Origin of the sequence: Acinetobacter sp. GSS19 (genome assembly GCF_028621895.1) — a bacterium.
Lineage (GTDB): Bacteria > Pseudomonadota > Gammaproteobacteria > Pseudomonadales > Moraxellaceae > Acinetobacter.
In genome coordinates, this window is the sequence record NZ_CP117520.1 from 474542 (window position 1) to 495243 (window position 20702).

Genomic DNA, 20702 nt, shown 5'->3' on the forward strand with positions numbered 1-20702 from the left:
TGCACAGAAAATGTCAAAAGACCCTCGTTATCAGTTTGATTTTTCTATAATCAAACTGATACCCTATTTATTATTAATTAGATTTTGTATTCTGAGTAATTTTAAAACTCATTAAGCTTATAAGAGTTAGAAAGAAAAATAAAGTAGAAGGGCCACTGAGAAAGAAATAATCAGTAAATCCACAAAAAATTGAATAAACTATTAGTGAAATGCCACATGTTGATATAAGTTGACTGTCTTTATTAAAATTTTGTTTTTTTAGAAAAAATAAAATTGATGTCATAAATATTAAAAATAAGGATGTTATTCCTAAAACTCCATGAGTTCCTAGTTCTTGAAGAAAAATATTGTGTGCGTGCGAGCATAAAGGTAAAATTTTTCTGTCTTTTAGTTCACATGCATCTTCTTGAAACTGAACCATTCCAACTCCTGTTATAGGAGATTTTTTAAATTCGTCTATTGAAAAGCTCCATAAAGCTAACCTTTGACCAGTACTTGTGTTAAAGTTATTTTGTTGTATATTAGTAGTATCTTGGTTGAATTGATTTAAGCGTTTAAGGATCGGGGAATTCGGAATTATAAGTGAAATTAATGTTAATAAAGTTGAAAAAAATAAAATAGCAATTAACCTATTTAGGTGGGTTTTGTAATAAATGATAAATATTATTATTAGGATAACAGGTATACCAATCCAGGTTCCTCTACTACCATGTAGGCTCAGAGTTGCAATATTTACTATACTTAATGTAATAAATATATATGATATTCTTTCTTTTTTCTGAATTCCATAAATGAGTGTTAAAATTGATAAACAGATTGTTGCATAATCATATAAAATAATAGCATTGAATTTTTCAGCTAATCTACCTCTCTCGAAATCTAGAAAGATATTCCAATATGTGTTGAATGCAAGAGAGATTATGATAGCTAATAAGCAGATTTGAAAAAAAGTATCCATCCTAAATTTTGATATTTTGAATAGTGTTGGAAGAGTAATTAATGGAAGTATGTATACATAATGACTAATAATTCTATTGAAATCTTTTTCGAAGGGACTTCTCGCATTGCTTAAAGGATATGTGTTAAAGATAAACTCATTTAATGTTACAAAAAAGAAGCCGCTAAAGCATACTACGATAAGATATTTGTTAAATATTAGTATCCTATGAGTTGTATAGCTTAATAAGAAAAGAATTAGGGGAATATAGATTAAGTTCCAAATAACACCATCATCAATAACAAGATTAATATAGAAGATGGAATATAAAAGTATTAGTCCTAAACTAATTATTTTTTCGATAAATTTATCATCTAGTGAAATAAGCATATAGTAGGCTGCGCGATGTTTGAAATTAGGGGGATTGTAGGAAAAATAAAATTATGAGACAAGTTTTAAATATTTATTTTTTAATTTGAAGTTTTCTGAGTAAATTCTATGGGAAGTCGAATTTTTATAGAGTAGGCTTGTAAAAAAATTTAACTCAACATGAGCTACAATTAAAGAAATCATTTCGTTCTGATCGTATGCCCAAAATTTATTCAGTTGATTTGCATGAAAAAGTGATGCTTTTCTATAAAAAATCTCTTTCATAACTCAAAAATCGATCATCTTTAAATTTTGGGGTGTATCGTTGTCCACTCATAATGTTCTCTCCTATGCAAAAAGAATAGACGAAATTTGTCTAGGAGAGTGGTGGCAGTCCAAAGACTATTTAGATATATTTACAGGAATGATCTATCACATTCCATTACATCTGATGAATACTTTAAATTCGGAAAATAATTGGTTGCTAGATGATGGAAATGAAACTCGGTTAATTATAAGAAATTTGAATGAAGGAATTTATTATCAAACTAATAGATCAAAGAAAATTTTAGGAATAAATCAAAATGTACAAATTTTAAAAAAATTAAAAATATTTACATTGTATGATGATTTATCGACTAAACATGAAATTATAAAAAATGATTATCGTGTATTTAGATCTAAAGTTCGTTCTTTAGCTATAAGAAAATCAACAAGTTTACTTATAGGTTCAAATTTAATTGGTACTTATATTTTATCTGCGGAAAAATATTTGGAATTTTTAAAAAAATTTAAAGACAGGAATAGTAGTGTAGAAATTTGGTATGCTCCGCACCGTTATTTACCTAAACATTTACTGCAAGATATTGAGGAAATTGGTTATAAAATTTTCAGCTACGATACAATTTTGGAGTTAGCTCAAGTTCAGCAAGGATGGTGTTTTGAGGAGTATACTTCTGTCCGCTCTACTGCGATTGATACTTTAGAGGTATTATATGGCATCCAAGGTAAGTATATTTCCCTTGGACAAGAGTATTTTGTATCAATTGATAAATGGGAAGAGTGTATGCAGATTTGGAAAGCAACTAACCGTATTATAAAGTTATAATTATGGCTGTTCTTTATTCCCCTTCAACGCCATATAAAGCAAACCTGCCATTACCATCCAGGCACCACCAAATGCACTGATACAAAAAGTGAGAATGCGCTCACCTTTGGTCATAGGCCACCAATTGCCATTCAGTGCCATTGTGACAAATGCCCATTGCAGAATACCAATCACAATAAACACAATTGCACGACGACGGACTTCAGGACGCATAGCCATAAGATTATTCACTGCAGAATGAAAACTGAAAGCTATTATGCCATTCTCATGATCTGATCTCAATGCAATAAAAAAAACCCTGCATCAGCAGGGTTTTTTGTCGAATCAAGAATTAAGCTTCTTTACTTTCAGCTTTTGGTTTTTCACGTAAACGAATCCCCAAATCACGCAACTGGTTGGCTTCAACCGGAGCTGGTGCTTGTGTCAATGGACATTCAGCAGTCTTGGTTTTCGGGAATGCAATCACGTCACGAATAGAAGACGCACCAGTCATGAGCATCACTAAACGATCCAGACCAAAGGCTAAACCACCGTGCGGAGGTGCACCATAGCGAAGTGCATTCAACAGGAAGCTGAATTTTTCTTCTGCTTCTTCTGCATCAATACCCAAAGCTTCAAAAATGGCTTGTTGCATTTCTAGTGTATAGATACGCAGTGAACCACCACCAATTTCTGTACCGTTCAACACCATGTCATAGGCAACAGAAAGTGCTTCACCTGGGTTACTCTTCACTTCTTCTACGCTTGATTTTGGTAGCGTGAACGGATGGTGAACAGAAGTCCATTTACCATCATCAGTTTCTTCAAACATTGGGAAGTCAACGACCCAAAGCGGTGCCCATTCACAGGTTGCAAGATTCATGTCATGACCGATTTTGACACGAAGTGCACCCATCGCATCATTGACCACTTTGGCTTTGTCTGCACCGAAGAACACGATATCGCCATTTTCTGCACCGACACGCTCAAGCAACTGCATCACGATTGGTTCGATGAACTTCACGATCGGAGACTGAAGACCTTCAACGCCTTTTTCAATTTCATTGACCTTGATGTAAGCCAAACCTTTCGCACCATAAATACCGACGAACTTGGTGTATTCATCGATCTGGCTACGGGTCAATGCACTTGCACCGGGCACGCGAAGCGCTGCGATACGGCCTTTCGGATCTTTAGCAGGGCCAGCAAAGACTTTGAATTCAACTTCCTGCATCAAGTCTGCAACGTCAACCAGTTTCAATGGGATACGCAAGTCAGGCTTGTCCGATGCATAGTCGCGCATTGCTTCGGAATATGGCATACGGCGGAATTTATCAAATTTCACACCGAGCAATTCATCAAACAGTTTGATGGTCATACCTTCCATCAGATCCATGATGTCATTGTCATTCATGAACGATGTTTCAACGTCGATCTGGGTAAATTCAGGCTGACGATCCGCACGTAAGTCTTCATCACGGAAACATTTCGCGATCTGGTAATAACGGTCAATACCACCTACCATCAATAATTGTTTAAACAATTGTGGTGATTGTGGTAATGCATAGAAGCTACCATTCGATACACGACTTGGGACCAAATAGTCACGTGCACCTTCTGGGGTTGCACGAGTCAAGATTGGAGTTTCAACATCCAGGAAGCCATTGTCATCTAGGTAATTACGGATCAGGTTGGTCACTTTAGAACGGAAACGCAAACGATCCAGCATTTCCGGACGACGGATATCCAGGAAACGGTACTTTAAGCGATGCTCTTCAGAAATATTGACGTTTTCATCGTTCAATGGAAACGGTGGAGTTTCAGAAGCCGCAAGAACTTCGATCTCTTTGCCTAAAACTTCAATTTGACCGCTCACCATGTTGGCATTTTCTGTACCGGCGTAACGACGACGCACACGGCCAGTAATTTTTAATACATATTCAGAACGTGCTTTATCTGCAGTTGCAAAGGCTTCCGGCGTATCAGGATCGATCACCACTTGCACTAAACCATCACGGTCACGCATATCAAGGAAGATCACACCGCCATGATCGCGGCGACGGTGTACCCAACCGCATAATGTTACTGTTTGGTCAATTTGGGCTTCAGTTAAAGAGCCACAGTAGTGAGTTCGCATCATGGCGCGCTAAATCCAACTTCTATTATTCAAAAATAAGTGATACGTAAGGAGTTACGTTTGAAAACACTCAATTATGCCTTTTTGAGGGGGAGCCCACAAGAACTAGATCAAAAAAGCACAGCTTTTCCCCTCAACCGGAAGACAAATGTCCTCATTTGGGTAGGCTCGGGGTTAATTAATGTTATGGGGTTTTGTTTCGTACTTGCTGATCTGGGGAAGATTTTCCTTCTAAAAATAGCAATAACAGGCATCCCATCGTCATCACAATGAGCCAGCCCTGCATAAAAATATTGATGGATCGGCCTAAAAAATAATAGGCATGCTGTTGCCATAGCGTTGTAGAAATCAGCTGTATGTAGTGCCAACATGAACATGCTGCATAAATAAGGCTCATAACAACCAGTAAGGCAAAATAGGCACGTATCCATCTAGCCGTCGCTGTAGGATTGTGATGCTGTTGATAATAATGCCCAACCATCCAGATCAAGATGGGAAGGGCGAGAACTGAACTGCCAATTTGTAGCAGGTAGTGTAGTGGATAAGTCTGATGGAAAATTTGAATATGATGGCTTAACAGATCGCGAAATGCCCAAGTACGATAATCGACGTGCGTGACACTATCCCACAGCAGATGGGTGATGTTACCGAGTAAAATCGCCACACTGATGCTAAATACAAACCGCAGAAAGTTTTTAAAATTGTGAATTCTTAAAGGATCAGACAAGCTAAATACCTGATAAAGCACTGGACGATAAATCAAATACCAGAGTGCTGAAAATCCGAGACCGATCCATAAATTGGGATGGAGCATGCCTGACCATAAATGAGTGCTATGATCATTTGCTGCGGTAAACAGGCGGAATAGATCCGGAACCATACAGCCGATTGCCAGTGCTGCAATAGGCAAATGACGGCCAGTGATGCGTGACAAGACCGGTGCAAGAACTGTATGAGAAATTGTAAAAGGCATTGAAAAATATAATAAATAATTTTGTTGTAGGAGAAGCAACTAGCTTAACCTAAGTTTTTATAATGAAATGTTTTTTATTGCAAAACAAAAGAAATGTTATAATATAACGAAAAATTATCCGATAATGACCGAGTTTTGACCATGTTATTTCCAAAAAGTATGCTGACCCTGTCAATTTTGGCGGCAGCCTCTCAATGGGTATGGGCAGAAGATGCACCCGAAACAACACAACAACTAGAAACGATCCAGCTGACCGCGCATCCTTTGGTACAGACAGCAGCAGATTTTGCGGTGGCAGATCATGTCGTTGAACAGAAGACTCTAGCCGAGCGTGCGGCGACCATCGGTGATGCGCTGAGCGATGAACTTGGGGTCTATAGCAATCAGTATGGTTCGGGTTCTAGTCGTCCGGTCATTCGTGGTCAGGACGGCGCACGAGTGAAAGTGTTACAACACGCTTCTGAAACCATTGATGTTTCTACATTGTCACCCGACCATGCGGTGATGGTGGATCCTTTATTGGCGAAACAAGTTGAGATCATTCGTGGGCCATCGACCTTACTCTATGCTGCAGGGACTGTGGGTGGTCTCGTCAATGTTACAGACAATAAAATCCCGACCCAAATGCCTGAAAAAGGTTATGAAGGGACAGTCAACCTACGTTATAACTCTGGTAGTGATGAGAAATTGGCGAGCTTGGGCACGACGGTTGCGCTGGGAGATCAGGTTGCCTTACGCGTTGAAGGGCTCAAACGTAAAGCCAACGACTATATTGCACCGGATTACTATCATGAACATGACGGTGAATTAGAAAAAGAACGTCGGGTGGGCAATACCTTTGCAGAAGGTGAAAGTGTCAATCTGGGTCTTTCTTGGATTCATGATCGTGGTTTTACCGGAGTTTCTTATAGCAAGCGTCAAGACCAATATGGCTTGCCAGGACATAGTCATGGCTATCATGATTGTTATCCAGATACGAATATGCAGTTGCAATGCCCAACTCCAACCGGTGAAGAAGATGATCATGCGGGAGGTCCATGGATTGATCTGGATTCGGAACGTTATGATTTTCGTACGGAATTGAATCAACCATTTGCCGGTTTTGACAAACTGCGTGCACATGCCAGCTATACCGATTATGCGCATGACGAAAAAGAAGGGCAGACGGTCTCGAGCCGTTTTGAAAGTCGTGGTTATGATGGCCGTTTAGAATTGGTGCATGTGCCCGTTATGGGATGGGAGGGGGTGATTGGTGCCCAGTATGGTCAACAAAAAATTGATCTCAGTGCACCCGATGAACATGAAGCAGATCCAATACTGGATGCAGGCCATGAAGAGCATAATCACAATGTACTGATGGCAAATAGCAAAACCCAAAAATACAGTCTATTTGGTCTGGAACATAAACAGCTCGGTGATGTCCATGTGGAATTGGGAGCACGTTTAGACCATCAGAAAGTCAATATCGATTCAGAACAGCAAGATTATAGCGGTACGGGTTTCTCGTATTCGGCTGCCGGTAACTGGGCTTTTGCACCAAACTATAAACTGTCATTGGTTGCCTCACATCAGGAGCGTTTACCTCTTGCGCAAGAGCTATATGCTGACGGTTTGCATTTTGCGACAAATACCTATGAATTGGGCAATGAAAACCTGGATAAAGAGACATCGAATAATCTTGAGCTAGGTCTGCATTATGAGCAAGATAAGCTTGATTATCATGTACATGTCTATCACAACTGGTTTGATGACTATATTTATGCCCAGACACTCGACAAGAAAGATAATTTACGTTTAGTACAATATACTCAGGATCAGGCACGTTTTTATGGTGCAGAAGCACAACTAGGCTATCAGTTGACTTCGGACTATAAATTCAGTGTCTTTGGTGACTATGTGCGCGGTAAAATTGATAATGATAATGCACCACGTGTACCGGCAGGCCGTCTAGGAGCCAAAGTCGATGCAGATTTTGCTGATGGCTGGTCGGGGATGATGGAGTATTATCATGTGTTTAATCAAGATAAAACTGCTAGCTATCGCACACCTCTCGGTGAGAAAGTCAGTTATGAAGATGAAACACAAGGTTATAACATGCTGAATATGGGCATTTCTTATGCGGGACAGTATGCCGCGAACAACAGCTATCGTGTTTTCCTCAATGCAAACAATTTGCTGGATGACCAGGTGTATCAACATGCATCATTCTTGTCGAATATCCCACAAGTAGGGCGGAATTTTACCGTTGGTTTGGAATTCGCGTTTTAAGTTGAACTGAAAAGTCCATACAATCACCAAATTACCCTTGAAAAATCAACCAATAAAACCTAGCCTGATCGCATCAGGTTAGGTTTTTTGTTATGCGTTTATTTCGACGAATCCAGCAGCGTTTAAATTGGTCACGTCGCCATTATTTTGGTGTGACTGGGGCTGTAATCTTGCTTGCCTATCTATCCTCTGCTGCTTATCAAAGCCATAAGCCTTTACCTGAGGGACTGAACTTTACGGGTCCATTACGTCATGCTGATGTGCAATTTTTGGCGGATCAAACCTATCTGGATCATCAGGGACAACAACAGCATGACCAGCATATCTTTAATGCGGTCTTTCAGTTGATTGAACAGGCCCAGAGCACCATTGTGTTGGACATGTTTTTATTTAATGCCGAGGTGGGTAAATCCACTTTGCACTACCGTCCACTGATGCAGCAATTAACGGATGCCCTGATTGCCAAACGACGGCAAAATCCACAGATCGAAATTAAACTGATCACTGATCCGATCAATTCGGTTTATGGGGGGCTGAACCCTGAGCATTATCGGACACTGCGCCAAGCCGGAATTGATGTGATTGAAACGGATCTGACCCCATTACGTGCGTCCAATCCACTCTGGTCGGGGGGTTGGTATTTATGTTGTCAGGATGTTGGGAATCATTCGGCAAAAGGTTGGTTGCCCAATCCATTCGGTACACATCCGATCACGCTGCGCAGCTATTTGCATTTATTTAATTTTAAGGCCAATCATCGAAAAACTATTGTGGTCGATACAGTTGAAGGGTGGAAAACCTTGGTGACTTCGGCCAATCCGCATGATGGCAGTTCATTGCATTCTAATGTGGCTTTGCTGGTGAGTGGACATACGGCTGTGGATGTGCTGAATACCGAACGTGCCGTCGCAGCATTTTCGGGTGCAGATATGCCTGCCGTGATTGTTGGCCATGTTCCTGAAAATTCGACTCTGCCGCAGGTGCAGGTGTTAACTGAAGCTGCAATTTATCAGGCAGTGCTTAATCTGCTGGATCATGCCCAAACGGGGGAGCAGGTGGATGTAGCAATGTTTTATCTTTCTGAACGCCGGGTCATTGCCGCCTTAAAACAGGCACATGAACGTGGGGTGAAGTTGCGGGTCTTACTCGATCCCAACAAGGATGCCTTTGGTCGACAAAAAAATGGCATTCCGAACCGTCAGGTGGCTTCCGAACTCCACGCAAGTGGTATTGCTGTGCGTTGGTGTAATACCCACGGGGAGCAATGTCATAACAAAATGCTCCTCAAACATGGCAAGACGGAAAATGAGCTGATTTTGGGGTCCGCCAATCTCACCGCACGTAACCTGAAGAACTATAATCTGGAAACCAATCTGCGGGTGCTCGGTTCAGCGCAGGCAGCCGTGTTTGTGGATGCCGGTGCCAATTTTGAAACGGCTTGGTCAAACTTGCATGGACGGTTCATTAGTGTGGATTATGCGCAGTATGCAGATGAGTCCAAATTGAAATACTGGCTTTACCGTTTTACAGAGTGGTCGGGCCTCTCTACATTTTAGTCAGGATGCAAAAATGCATTGAGTTAAACCTGATTTTTTATTTTTTCGATCCAGTTGGCGAAAGCTTTTTCTAGTGCTAAGTGCTTCAAATTTTTCATGAAAAAATAATAGGATAGCTGTTTCGTTCTTCATTGTTTCTTCTTAACAAAGCGTTAAACTTTGGACTAAACAAAAACAAGGAGAAATCCAATGAAAAAGGCAGGCATGCTGATTGCACTTGCAATGCTGTTGGGGTCAACTGCGGTGATGGCCGATCGTCACGATGATCATGGCCGTCATGATGGGGGGAAGCCGTACGGTCGTGAAATTAAACATGAACACGATGATGATCATGAGCATGAATATAAAGAGAAACAAAAGTATAAAAAAGCCCCGCCTGCACATGCCCGTGCCTGGGGACATGAGTCACGCCAGTTTAAACAGGGTGACTACCTGCCAAAAGAATACCGCTCTAGTCGTTACTATGTGAATGACTGGGAAACGCATCAGTTGAGTGCGCCGCCTGTTGGCTATCGTTGGACTGAAGTAGATGGCAAGTATCTATTGGTTTCCATGGCCAATAATGCGATCAGCAAGATTGTTTATGGCCGTTAATTCGAAGGGATCTGAAGTTGATCACCTGAACTCAGGTAATCAAAAGGTCAGTATAAACTGACCTTTTGATTTATTGCATCGGTGGAATCAGTTGGTCGAGCTCTTTGGCGGACAATTGTTCCAACTCACTGAGATCGGTTTTAATTTTCCACTGATTTACATCTTCGACTGGATTCGGTAAGCGTGCTTCTAGCCAGTCACATACCACATCTGGGCTAAATTCAGCATGGTTACACTGGATCACCCAAGCCAAAAATTCTTTGGCATCGCCATTCATATAAGGCGGTGGTGAAACCGGGAAAAACTGGGTTGGCAGACGTTCATTGGTCGATAAGTAGTTCAATACATGGCCCAATTCCTGTACGGTTTGCCATGCGAGTGGATGTTCAATATCTATATTAAACTTAAACCACCAAGCATGTTGGCCATCGGATCCATGTGCCACGATATTTTTTTCCTGAACACTCGGAACCTTGCAAAAGAACTGATACAGTCGGTCAAAACTTAATTCAGACACAATGATGATCTCATCCTGAAAAATCGCATCTTAGCATATTCTGCATTTAAAGCAGCAGAACCCTATCTGAGGCGGAGGTCTGCCGTCTGTGAAACCATACCCTTAGTCATGTTTGCTGTATTTTTTCTGTGCATTTCTTCTATACTGATCTGATTAAAGCTTGAACAGAATACATCATGATACAGTCAATCTTGAGCCGTACTTTGATTGCTCTGCTTACATCATTCACCGTCATGACGGTTTTTGCAGGGACGAGTAACTGGGGAAATTACCGTGGTGTTGAGCGTCCGGCACCTCATGAACATCCTCCTACGCATTCTCATTACCCTGATCATGCTTATCCGCGTTATTGGGGAGATCAGTACCCGCATCAGCGAGGCTATTACCAGTTTCGCTACACGCCCTCCACGGAATATGAATATCGTTATGAGCAGCGTATCTTTGTAGGAGACCAAGTGCCGTTTCAGTATCGCGACAGTCGTTATTACGTGGATGACTGGGCTGCACATCGCTTAGATGAGCCTCCCGAGGACTGCCGCTGGATGATCATTGAAGGGCGCTATGTTCTGGTCTCGACACCGACTTTTACCATCACCGTGGTACGTTAACGATCTTTAGGGCTTTCGCAGCTTCATCCCGGGAATCCGATTTAGTGCATTTTGATTTTAGGATCGTTTAGTTAAATTACAAATTGTTGCAGTGCAGTGCCTTTTATCCATTATTTCTCCTTATCTGCTGTTTAGACTAGCTTCAAAGGCAAGAATAAGGAATAAGTCGATGAACAAGCTATTTATGCTCGTGGCACTTTCTGGTGCAGTGTTGACTTCTACAGCGGCAATGGCAGATCGTGATGATGATTATGACCACAAACGCTGGGGTTATGAGCATCAGATGAAATATGACCATCGTTATGATGATCGTGATCGTTATGGACATCGTTATGAGGATCGTCGTTACAAATACAAAAAGGCACCGCCTGCGCATGCTCGTGCTTGGGGGCATGAATCACGTCGTTTCCAGCGAGGTGATGTGTTACCAAGAGAATTCCGTTCTAGCCGCTACCATGTAAACGACTGGCGTTCACGTGATTTATATGCCCCTCCATACGGTTACCGCTGGACGGAAGTTGATGGCAAATACCTGTTGGTTTCTACCGCCAATAACGTGATCAGCCGTATTGTCTATGGTCGTTAAAACTGAATTAAAAAAGCAGGCAAATGTCTGCTTTTTTATTTATGCTGTTTTTTTAAGCTAATTCATCATCTTGTGGACGTGGGGTGAGGTCATGGGGGAGTGGTTTCTCGCTGTGTTTATCCCGAATTACAGATGGGTAATGCCAAGATGCAAAACGGACCACCAGAATGGCAGCAGCCAGAACCAGAATCGACCCGGTAATGATCACCAGATCCATATCAGCCTTATGATCGTGCTGAATATCGGAGATCAGCAAGCGGGTAAGTGCAGTAATCGCGACATAAATCAGAAAGCGCACAGGCATATGGTTGGTCTTGAAATAAATGCCAACCATGGCACCCAGTTCCAGATAAATGAACAGCAACAGGATGTCATCAATGCTGGCATACTGTTTGACCGTCAGAATTTCTAACACGGTATGCACCGCTGACCAAGCGACCATACAGCCAATGATAAACAGGGCGATATAGTGAAAGCTCTCAACCGCATAATGACCTAAACGATCCAGTAAAGTTTCAACTTTCTCTACTCGGGTTCTCTCTTCTGACATGATTTGATTCCTCACATGGGGGATGTGACTGCTCAGAAAGAGATGCAAGATTCGTGCACAATTTAGTTTTTAAGCCAAATATGCATAAAAAATGCCTGACGAATCAGGCATTTTAGGGATCAAATCGGATTAATATTGCGCAGTAAAGAAGTCTTCACTGAAGTTCATAATCAGTTCGGAGCCAGCATTGATTTTGGCGATACGGCTTTCCAGTTCAGGTAATACACGTTCGACAAAGTACTGTGCCAAGGCCAGCTTGTTGCGATAGAACTCACCTGATTGACCCTGAGCAGCCGCTGCAATACGGGCAAACATGTAGGCAAAGCTGAGCAGACCGACCGCATGCAGGAAGTCTACTGCTACCGCATTCGGGAAGTTCGCATCTTCACTGCCTTGTTGAATGATGAACTGGCCGATAGCTTCCACTTCAGTCGCTGCATCGAGTGTTGCATCTTTAATAAAGTTCAGGTCATTGTCGAGACTATTGGCAAAATCACGAATTTCACTAATGTATTCAGCGAGGAATGCGCCTTTATTTTTAATCAGTTTACGGCCGATCAAATCTTGTGACTGGACACCGTTGGTGCCTTCATAAATTTGTGAAATGCGGACATCACGTACACACTGTTCCAGTCCCCATTCACGGATGTAGCCATGTCCGCCAAACACCATTTGTGCATCCAGAGTGGCCTGGAATGCTGTATCGGTCAGATAGGCTTTGGCAATTGGGGTGAGCAGTGCTACACGGTCATTGGCTTGACGGATCGCTTCGGCATCGGTCGAGAATTTGGTGATATCGAGCTGTTGTCCTACATAGACGGCAAATGCACGAGTGGCTTCATTGTTAACGCGAACATTCAGTAACATGCGGCGTACATCACCATGCACCAAAATGCTGTCAGCCGGTTTGTTTGGGCTGATCACACCGGTTGCACTGCGACCCTGCAGGCGGTCAGTCGCATACTGGGCTGCATTTTGATAAGCAAATTCCGAAGCACCTAAGCCCTGAATCCCCATGGAGAGACGTTCATAATTCATCATGACGAACATCGCAGCCAGGCCTTCATTTTCCTTACCTACCAGGTAGCCGGTAGCGCCATCAAAATTCATGACACAGGTGGCGGATGCCTTAATCCCCATTTTGTGCTCGATCGAACCCGGGCCTACAGCATTACGCTCACCCAGTGAACCATCAGCATTGACCAGGAATTTTGGCACGATAAATAGGGAAATTCCGCGTGAGCCTGCAGGGGCATCCGGGGTTTTGGCCAAAACCAGATGGATGATGTTTTCGGTCAGGTCCTGATCGCCGCCAGTAATAAAGATTTTAGTGCCGGTAATGCGGTAGCTGCCATCCTCATTACGTTCAGCTTTGGTTTTGATAATGCCCAGATCTGTACCCGCGTGTGGTTCAGTCAGGCACATCGTACCCGCCCATTCACCAGAATAGATTTTAGGTAAATAGGTTTCTTTCTGCTGCTGTGATGCGCAGCTGCTGAGCGCCACGCCGGCACCGATGGAGAGCAGGGGATACAGGGTAAAAGAAGGATTGGTGGCCATCAGCATTTCATCGGTCAGAACCGTGAGCATTTTTGGCATGCCCTGACCGCCCCACTCAGGATCTGCGCCTAAGCCAATCCAGCCTGCTTCGGCATATTGGCGAAATGCTTCTTTAAAACCAGCTGGTGTGCTGACACTTCCGTTGTGATAGCTTGCACCTTCTTCATCACCGCTACGGTTGAGCGGCAAGGTCACGTTTTGGGCAAATTTGGCCATTTCTTCGAGGATGGCATCTGCAGTCGCCGTATCAAGATGAGCCAGATTTTCATTGGATTGCCAGAATTGTTCCGCGTTAAAAACTTCATTCAAAATGAAACGCATATCCGCAATTGGCGCATTATAAATTGGCATAATTATTCACCGTTCTTACACATCGATGTGTTTGTAATGGAATGAAATGTAATAGAAACCCGTATCTTCGCTGTTCAATTTAGCATTTATTTCATAAAAAAAGGACGATCAAAACTGATCAGTCCTTTTTTTAAATTTACAGCATATTGCCAGTGATTTTTAGAAGGCAAAATGCTCAGCATCCAAAGCCATCACTGGATCAGCACCAGTCAAGATCAGCTCGACATGCCCACGAGTGCGTGGGAGCAATTTCTTGAAATAGAAACGTGCGGTAGTAATTTTGGCCTGATAGAAATCCACCTCTGTGCTACCAGCTGCCAACTGTTGTTGTGCCACTGCAGCCATACGTGCCCACAGATAAGCCAAGGTGACATAACCTGAATAGAACAGATAATCCACGGCTGCTGCCCCCACTTCCTCTGGATCCTGCTGTGCAGCTGCGGCAATTTTTTGGGTGATGTCTGCCCATTCCTGATTAAGGCTGGTCAACACATCGGTAAATTCACGCATGCCCGGCTGTTCTTGCTGTTCCTGCACAAATTGATGAATGATCTTGCCGAAGTCACGAAGCATTTGACCTTTGTTTTGTAAAACCTTACGACCGAGCAGGTCGAGTGATTGAATTTCGGTAGTGCCTTCATACATACAGGAAATTCGGGTATCACGGACGATCTGTTCCATGCCATGTTCGACAATAAAACCATGTCCTCCAAAGACCTGCATGCCTTTGTTGGCAGCTTCCAGGCCGGTTTCCGTGAGGAAAGCTTTCGCAATCGGGGTCAGTAAGGACAGCAGATTGTCGGCATAAATCCGCTCTTCTTCACTCTCGGCTTTTTCGACGCAATCTGCATACTGGGCCAGCAAATAGACCAGTGCACGTCCACCTTCAGCAAAGGCTTTTTGTGTCAGTAACATATTGCGTACAGCGGGATGTACGATAATCGGGTCTGCTTCTTTTTCAGGGGCCTTGGCTCCTGAGAGTGCACGCATGGCCAGACGGTCTTTGGCATAACGCAAAGCCCCTTGGAAAGATAATTCTGTTGCTGCCAATCCCTGAACGGCTGTACCGATCCGCGCAGCATTCATAAAGGTAAACATACAGTTGAGGCCACGATTTTCTGGCCCTACCAGGAATCCGGTGGCTTGATCAAAATTCAGTACGCAGGTGGCATTGCCATGAATACCCATTTTATGTTCAATCGAGGCACAACGAACCTGATTGCGCTCACCCAGGCTGCCATCGGCATTTACCAGAAATTTAGGCACGATAAACAGGGAGATGCCTTTCGTACCTTTGGGTGCATCAGGTAAACGTGCCAGCACGATATGCACAATATTTTCAGCCATGTCGTGCTCACCGGCAGAAATAAAGATTTTCTCCCCGGAAATTGCATAACTGCCATCTGCATTCGGCTCGGCTTTGGTGCGAATAATTCCGAGATCCGATCCGGCATGGGATTCCGTCAAGCACATGGTGCCAGTCCATTCTCCAGAAACCAGTTTAGGCAAGTAGGTGTTTTTTTGTTGTTGCGAACCGTGATGTTCGAGTGTGCGCATGGCGCCATGCGATAATCCCGGATACATACTCCAGGCCCAGTTGGCACTGCCCACCATTTCTGAAATCACGGTGCCGAGCGAGTTGGGTAAAGCTTGTCCGCCATATTCTTCATTGCCAGAGAGAGAAGGAAAGCCCAGTTCAATATATTTCTGGTAGGCTTCTTTAAAGCCCGTTGGCGTGGTTACAATGCCATCATTCCACTGGCAGCCTTGCTGATCGCCAATCTGATTGAGTGGCGAAAGTTCATTTTCACAGAAATCAGCGGCAGCTTCTAAGTATTGATCGACCAACTCACGGCTTACGTTGTCCTGAAATGCCGGGAGTTTGGCATAGTGTGCTTGAGCATCTAAAAGTTCATGCAAAACAAACTGCATGTCACGTAAGGGCGCTTTGTATTGTGGCATATCGGGTTCCTCAATACTGGTTAGACAACCAGCCATATAATCCTAATAAACGATAAACGTGTCAGCGGTGACACATATCTGAGCGATACATTGTGCAATCATTTATACCGCTGAATGGGCAGATGGGCGACTTGTGTTGGTGACTGCAAAGTCAAGGATTTTACAATTTTATTAATTAACTATTTTAAATTTATTAATTTTTCTACATGGTTGAGTTGGTTGGGCATAAGATGAACCTCGAAAAACAACAAGGCACTGTTGTGCCTTGGTTGTTATATTTTGCCAATTTAATGTTTTGGTTGTTGCATCATGGCTGGGGCACTGGGTTGGAAACGAAGCTCACAGGTGCCCTGAATTGTTGTGTCACCGAGTTTGACCTGTACGGATTGTCCCGCGGTTTTTCCTTCACAAGCTTTCCGCACCTGTTCAAAATGGGTGCGATGTTCTGCACGATGTTTTTCCCAGGCAGCTCGCTGTTCCGGCGTTAACTCACGACCTGCACCCATCTGGCCTTCCTGCATATGGGCCATCATGTGGCGATGCTGATCATCTGACATCATGTCCATAGGCTGCTGCATGGCATGCATATGATGCTGAGCAGACTCTTGAGTTGCATGAGGAGACTGACAGGCGGTTAAGGCGGTCACAGCAAGCAGACTGGCACCGAAGATTGCGATTTTTTTCATTTTATTCATGAGGATGATCCCTGACGCCAAAGAAGAAGGGTTATTTAACATTAAACAATAAAGATGAAGAAACAATGGAGGCGTTTTTTGCTGTGGTTTGGTTACAATGATGAAGCCATTCCTATGAGCGTGAAATTTTGAAAATTCTTCGTATTCCCATTGCGTTGCGTCTGTTTCTCAGTGTCTTGTTGACCACGGTGGTGATTACCACGGTCAGCTTGGGGATTTTGCACTGGACCATGCAGCGTAACTTTGCCCAGTATGTGGCAGATGTGGAAATGCAGAAACTAGATCACCTGATTGCGAATCTGGCGGGTGTGTATGGGGTTTATGAGGATTGGGGCAATGCCATTCAGGCCCAAATTCTGCAAATCGAAGGAGATGCTGCACCGGATGATTATGACCGCCTGTCACGTTGGTGGTTACGCCGTCAGTATGATATCGCTTGGCAGCAAAACTATTTTAGCCAGCATACTTTGCTGCAGGCTACACCGAATAGTACGAATGCTGCGCCGTTGCTGGATGCCGAAGAATTACGCCTGATGGCACAAAATCTACCCTCAGAATATCAGCCTTTTGAAGGACTGGTTTTTCCACTCAGCGCCAATGATTTGTTTCGTACTGAAGGTAAAAAAATCAATGCGGCACAACAGGAAACCAGCAGCACGAATGGGAAAAAACGCTTTATTCCGATTCCTGACCGTTTGGGCTTGAGCTCACGTTTGTCGTTGTATGATGCTAAGCGCCAGTTTGTGGTGGGTGAACCATCGAATGAGCCTGTGGCTTACCGCCCGATTGAGGTAAAGGGCAAAGTTGTTGGGTATTTGGGCTTAAAGCCGGTACTGAATCAGCAGGATGCCTTGAGTATCAACTTCTTCAGTAATCAGAAGCGTTATTTGCTATTCGTATATGCATTTGCGGTACTGGCGAGCCTGGTGGTGGCATTACTTCTGGCAACCTCATTCAAGCAGCCGATATTACGTCTGTTACAAGCGACTCGTGAATTGACTAAAGGACATTTTCAGCATCAGGTTCAGATTCAGCGTAATGATGAATTAGGAGATTTGTCCAATCAGATTAACCAGTTGGCCAGTATGTTGTACCAGCATGAACAGTCGCGTCGACAATGGGTAGCCGATACTTCGCATGAATTAAAAACCCCACTCAGTGTATTGCAGGCACAAATTGAGGCGATGCAGGATGGCATTCGACAGGCGACGCCTGATCATCTTGAGGCCATGCTGCGTCAGGTCAGCAGTTTGAAAAAACTGACGATGGATCTGGCTGATCTGGCACAAGCCGATGTTCAGCAACTGAAATGCTATTTTTCTCAAGTCGATCCGTGGGAAGTGGTGCTGCAGGAAGTGGAAAACTTTAAGCCGAAATTGATCCAGGCGCAGTTGAGTATTGAGTTACAAGGCCATGGCACTACGTTACAGTTGGATATTGACCGCTTTAAACAGATTTTGGTGAACTTGCTGGAAAACAGTATTCGTTACACACAAGCCGGTGGCAAGATTCATATCCATACCGAACAGTTGGCAGAAAGCTGGAGCTTATATGTCGATGACAGTCCGTTTGGTCTGGATGATGCTCAGTTGGCACGTTTAGGTGAGCGTTTCTATCGGGTGGATGATTCACGCACACGCAGTACTGGCGGTACCGGTCTGGGCTTGGCGCTCTCGCGCAAGATTGCAGAAGCTTTGGGCGGTGAGTTGAGTTTTGCACATTCTCCGCTCGGTGGACTGCGTTGCAAACTGACTTTTTCCCAAAAAAATCAAGATAAGGATCTGAAATGATGAAACATGTGATGTTGGTAGAAGATGAGGTCGAGCTGGCGCATTTGGTCCGTGATTATTTACAGGCGGCAGGTTTTGAAGTCAGTGTATTTCATGACGGACAAGAGGCCTATAACAGTTTCCTAACCCGTAAACCTCAGCTGATGATTCTGGATCTGATGGTGCCTCGTATGGATGGCTTAACGATTTGCCGTAAGGTGCGTGAACAGTCAGATATCCCAATCATTATGGTCACCGCACGTACTGAAGAAATTGACCGGGTGCTGGGTCTGAATATGGGGGCGGATGACTATGTCTGTAAGCCGTTTAGCCCGAAGGAGCTGGTGGCTCGGGTGCAGGCCGTATTGCGTCGTTTGGAACGTAAAGTGGAGCCGGAGCAAAATGATTTGTTCCGTATCGATAAAGCGCAACAGCGGATCTGGTATCAGCAAAAACCGCTGAGCTTGACGCCGACCGAGTTCCGTTTGTTGGAACTTTTTTTAGAGCATGTGGGGCAGGTCTATTCCCGTGCCCAGCTCCTAGATCATATTAATCCGGACAGTTTTGATGTGGCCGATCGTGTCATCGATAGCCATATCAAAAACCTGCGTCGCAAGATTACTGAAGTTGCCGACACCGGTAACCGCCATGAGTGGATTCAGGCGGTGTATGGCGTGGGCTACCGTTTTGATTACCCGGAAGAGCACTAACCCCTTAGGACGAGCAGCTGACCTGAATTTCCGGGACATCACTTGGTAAAGGAGCCAAGTCTTGTGGCTGCTCTAATTCAGGCTGATGTAAAAAAGGCTGGTTTAGTAATTTAAACAGCCGATCCACCTCGGAGAAATCATCCTGTTCTGCCAGCTCAATGGCACGTTGTGCCATGTGGTTACGCAAGATATAACGTGGATTGACCTGCCGCATGGCCGCATTGAGTTCATCCACATCCTGATGCTCACGAATCTGCTGATACTGCTGTAGGAAACTGTCGAATTGGCGGATGTCCAGACAGTCATCACGAAGCGCGTTATAGTCCTGGTTTTGTAATCGGATAAAGCTTTGCGTGTAATCGAGTTGCTCGCTTTGCAAAATCCGTAAAAAAGCCAAAGCACAATCAAAACTGTCTTGATGAAAGTCAGGCAAACCCATTTTGGCACACAGGCCACGACGGTAATGAGCCAAAAAGGTGGTTTCATACTGTTCCAGGCATTCAGCCAGGTCTGCCTTGAACTGGTCTTTTTCAGCTTCAGCGGCCAGCGGCACGAGATTATTCAGCCAGACCCACAAGTTCCAGTGCCCGACACTCGGCTGATTCTGGTAAGTATAACGACCCTGATAGTCGGAATGGTTGTTGATCCAGTTCGGACGAAAGCGTTCCATAAAGCCGTATGGGCCAAAATCCAGGGTAGAACCGGTGATGTTCAGGTTATCGGTATTCATCACTCCATGTGCGAAGCCGACGAGTTGCCACTGGGCAATCATGATCGCCGTGCGTTGGATGACTTGCGTGGCAAAGGCTAAAAGAGGCCGCTCAGCCTGCAAGCATTCCGGATAATGCCACTCCATGCATTTCTCGGTAAATTCCTGCAGTAGTTCGGGTGCATATTGGTTGATCCATTCAAAATGTCCCAAACGGATATGACAGTCGGAAGTACGTAGCAACATGGCACCGCGTTCCAAGGTCTCACGCTGCACCCCCTGATGCGAACTGGTAAAACCTACGGCATGACTCGACGGTACACCGAGTGCATTTAAGGCATGTCCAGCCAGATATTCACGAATCACGGAACGTAACACTGCACGGCCATCGCCCATGCGTGAATAAGGCGTCATGCCCGCACCTTTAAGGTGTAAATCAATCACCTGTCCCTGTCGGTTAAGTACCTGAGCGATGAGCAGGCCTCGGCCATCTCCGAGTTGTCCGGCCCACTGGCCAAACTGATGACCCGCATAAACCATGGCCAGTGCGGGGAATTCGGCAAAGGTTTGCTGTCCGCTACAAATTTTCACCCACTGTGCTTTTTCTTGTTCAGTCCACTGTAATTCATCAGCCAATGCAACATTAAAGTGCCCTGCGACAGGAGACTTTAGCGGGTTAGGGGGCTGCTGGTGGTAGAGTTTTGGATGAAGACTCGGGTAACGCGCATAAAACTGCATGAGTAAATGATCAGCTGACTTTGGAT

The 20702-nt window shown here is 44.1% G+C and carries 18 protein-coding genes; 8 read left to right on the forward strand and 10 right to left on the reverse strand.

All coding sequences use genetic code 11. From position 1 onward, the window contains the following. Positions 1 to 73 precede the first annotated feature (73 nt). Positions 74 to 958, reverse strand: a complete 885-nt coding sequence (locus tag PGW99_RS02400) for an O-antigen ligase family protein (protein ID WP_273778511.1) — start codon at positions 956 to 958, stop codon at positions 74 to 76. 673 nt (positions 959 to 1631) lie between these two features. On the opposite strand from PGW99_RS02400, the gene PGW99_RS02405 reads away from it, so the two are divergent. Further along, on the forward strand, positions 1632 to 2414 hold the full coding sequence (locus tag PGW99_RS02405) for a hypothetical protein (RefSeq protein WP_273778512.1): 783 nt from the start codon (positions 1632 to 1634) through the stop codon (positions 2412 to 2414). Here the strand turns inward: PGW99_RS02405 and PGW99_RS02410 are convergent, their stop codons facing one another. From PGW99_RS02410 to PGW99_RS02420, 3 genes are all read right to left on the reverse strand, one after another. Continuing rightward, positions 2415 to 2633 (reverse strand): hypothetical protein, encoded by a 219-nt coding sequence (locus tag PGW99_RS02410; RefSeq protein ID WP_273778513.1) that lies wholly within the window; start codon positions 2631 to 2633, stop codon positions 2415 to 2417. Positions 2634 to 2745: 112 nt separating this feature from the next. Further along, positions 2746 to 4533 carry an aspartate--tRNA ligase gene (gene aspS, locus PGW99_RS02415; protein ID WP_273778514.1) on the reverse strand — a complete coding sequence of 596 codons (1788 nt, stop codon included), beginning with the start codon at positions 4531 to 4533 and terminating at the stop codon, positions 2746 to 2748. A 181-nt stretch (positions 4534 to 4714) separates the two neighbouring features. After that, entirely contained in the window at positions 4715 to 5503 is a 789-nt protein-coding gene (locus PGW99_RS02420; RefSeq protein WP_273778515.1) for a DUF4184 family protein, read from the reverse strand. Between the two features lie 141 nt (positions 5504 to 5644). On the opposite strand from PGW99_RS02420, the gene znuD reads away from it, so the two are divergent. The 3 genes from znuD to PGW99_RS02435 all read left to right on the forward strand — a co-directional run bounded on the left by znuD (position 5645) and on the right by PGW99_RS02435 (position 9921). Then, positions 5645 to 7771 (forward strand): zinc piracy TonB-dependent receptor ZnuD, encoded by a 2127-nt coding sequence (znuD, locus tag PGW99_RS02425; protein ID WP_273778516.1) that lies wholly within the window; start codon positions 5645 to 5647, stop codon positions 7769 to 7771. A gap of 92 nt (positions 7772 to 7863) precedes the next feature. Further along, positions 7864 to 9327 (forward strand): phospholipase D family protein, encoded by a 1464-nt coding sequence (locus tag PGW99_RS02430; protein ID WP_273778517.1) that lies wholly within the window; start codon positions 7864 to 7866, stop codon positions 9325 to 9327. A 189-nt stretch (positions 9328 to 9516) separates the two neighbouring features. Beyond that, positions 9517 to 9921 carry an RcnB family protein gene (locus tag PGW99_RS02435; RefSeq protein ID WP_273778518.1) on the forward strand — a complete coding sequence of 135 codons (405 nt, stop codon included), beginning with the start codon at positions 9517 to 9519 and terminating at the stop codon, positions 9919 to 9921. Positions 9922 to 9991: 70 nt separating this feature from the next. Here the strand turns inward: PGW99_RS02435 and PGW99_RS02440 are convergent, their stop codons facing one another. Then, on the reverse strand, positions 9992 to 10438 hold the full coding sequence (locus tag PGW99_RS02440; RefSeq protein ID WP_273778519.1) for a hypothetical protein: 447 nt from the start codon (positions 10436 to 10438) through the stop codon (positions 9992 to 9994). Between the two features lie 176 nt (positions 10439 to 10614). Here PGW99_RS02440 and PGW99_RS02445 point away from each other — a divergent pair, with 176 nt between their 5' ends. Beyond that, positions 10615 to 11046, forward strand: a complete 432-nt coding sequence (locus tag PGW99_RS02445; protein WP_273778520.1) for an RcnB family protein — start codon at positions 10615 to 10617, stop codon at positions 11044 to 11046. Positions 11047 to 11215: 169 nt separating this feature from the next. Beyond that, entirely contained in the window at positions 11216 to 11632 is a 417-nt protein-coding gene (locus PGW99_RS02450) for an RcnB family protein (RefSeq protein ID WP_273778521.1), read from the forward strand. 52 nt (positions 11633 to 11684) lie between these two features. Here PGW99_RS02450 and PGW99_RS02455 read toward each other — a convergent pair whose 3' ends face one another. From PGW99_RS02455 to PGW99_RS02470, 4 genes are all read right to left on the reverse strand, one after another. Beyond that, on the reverse strand, positions 11685 to 12182 hold the full coding sequence (locus PGW99_RS02455) for a phosphate-starvation-inducible protein PsiE (RefSeq protein WP_273778523.1): 498 nt from the start codon (positions 12180 to 12182) through the stop codon (positions 11685 to 11687). 129 nt (positions 12183 to 12311) lie between these two features. Continuing rightward, positions 12312 to 14093 (reverse strand): acyl-CoA dehydrogenase C-terminal domain-containing protein, encoded by a 1782-nt coding sequence (locus tag PGW99_RS02460; protein WP_273778524.1) that lies wholly within the window; start codon positions 14091 to 14093, stop codon positions 12312 to 12314. A gap of 159 nt (positions 14094 to 14252) precedes the next feature. Continuing rightward, the gene (locus tag PGW99_RS02465) at positions 14253 to 16055 is read right to left on the reverse strand and encodes an acyl-CoA dehydrogenase C-terminal domain-containing protein (protein ID WP_273778525.1); all 1803 of its coding nucleotides are present in this window, start codon (positions 16053 to 16055) and stop codon (positions 14253 to 14255) included. A 287-nt stretch (positions 16056 to 16342) separates the two neighbouring features. Then, complete coding sequence (locus tag PGW99_RS02470) at positions 16343 to 16750, reverse strand: hypothetical protein (protein WP_273778527.1); 408 nt, start codon at positions 16748 to 16750, stop codon at positions 16343 to 16345. A 128-nt stretch (positions 16751 to 16878) separates the two neighbouring features. On the opposite strand from PGW99_RS02470, the gene baeS reads away from it, so the two are divergent. After that, positions 16879 to 18540 (forward strand): sensor histidine kinase efflux regulator BaeS, encoded by a 1662-nt coding sequence (gene baeS / locus PGW99_RS02475; RefSeq protein WP_273778528.1) that lies wholly within the window; start codon positions 16879 to 16881, stop codon positions 18538 to 18540. After that, positions 18540 to 19229 (forward strand): response regulator, encoded by a 690-nt coding sequence (locus PGW99_RS02480; protein ID WP_273779407.1) that lies wholly within the window; start codon positions 18540 to 18542, stop codon positions 19227 to 19229. Before baeS ends, PGW99_RS02480 begins: the two co-directional genes overlap by 1 nt. Before the next feature lie 4 nt (positions 19230 to 19233). Here PGW99_RS02480 and PGW99_RS02485 read toward each other — a convergent pair whose 3' ends face one another. Next, entirely contained in the window at positions 19234 to 20676 is a 1443-nt protein-coding gene (locus PGW99_RS02485) for a protein adenylyltransferase SelO (protein ID WP_273778529.1), read from the reverse strand. Between the last annotated feature and the right edge of the window lie 26 nt (positions 20677 to 20702).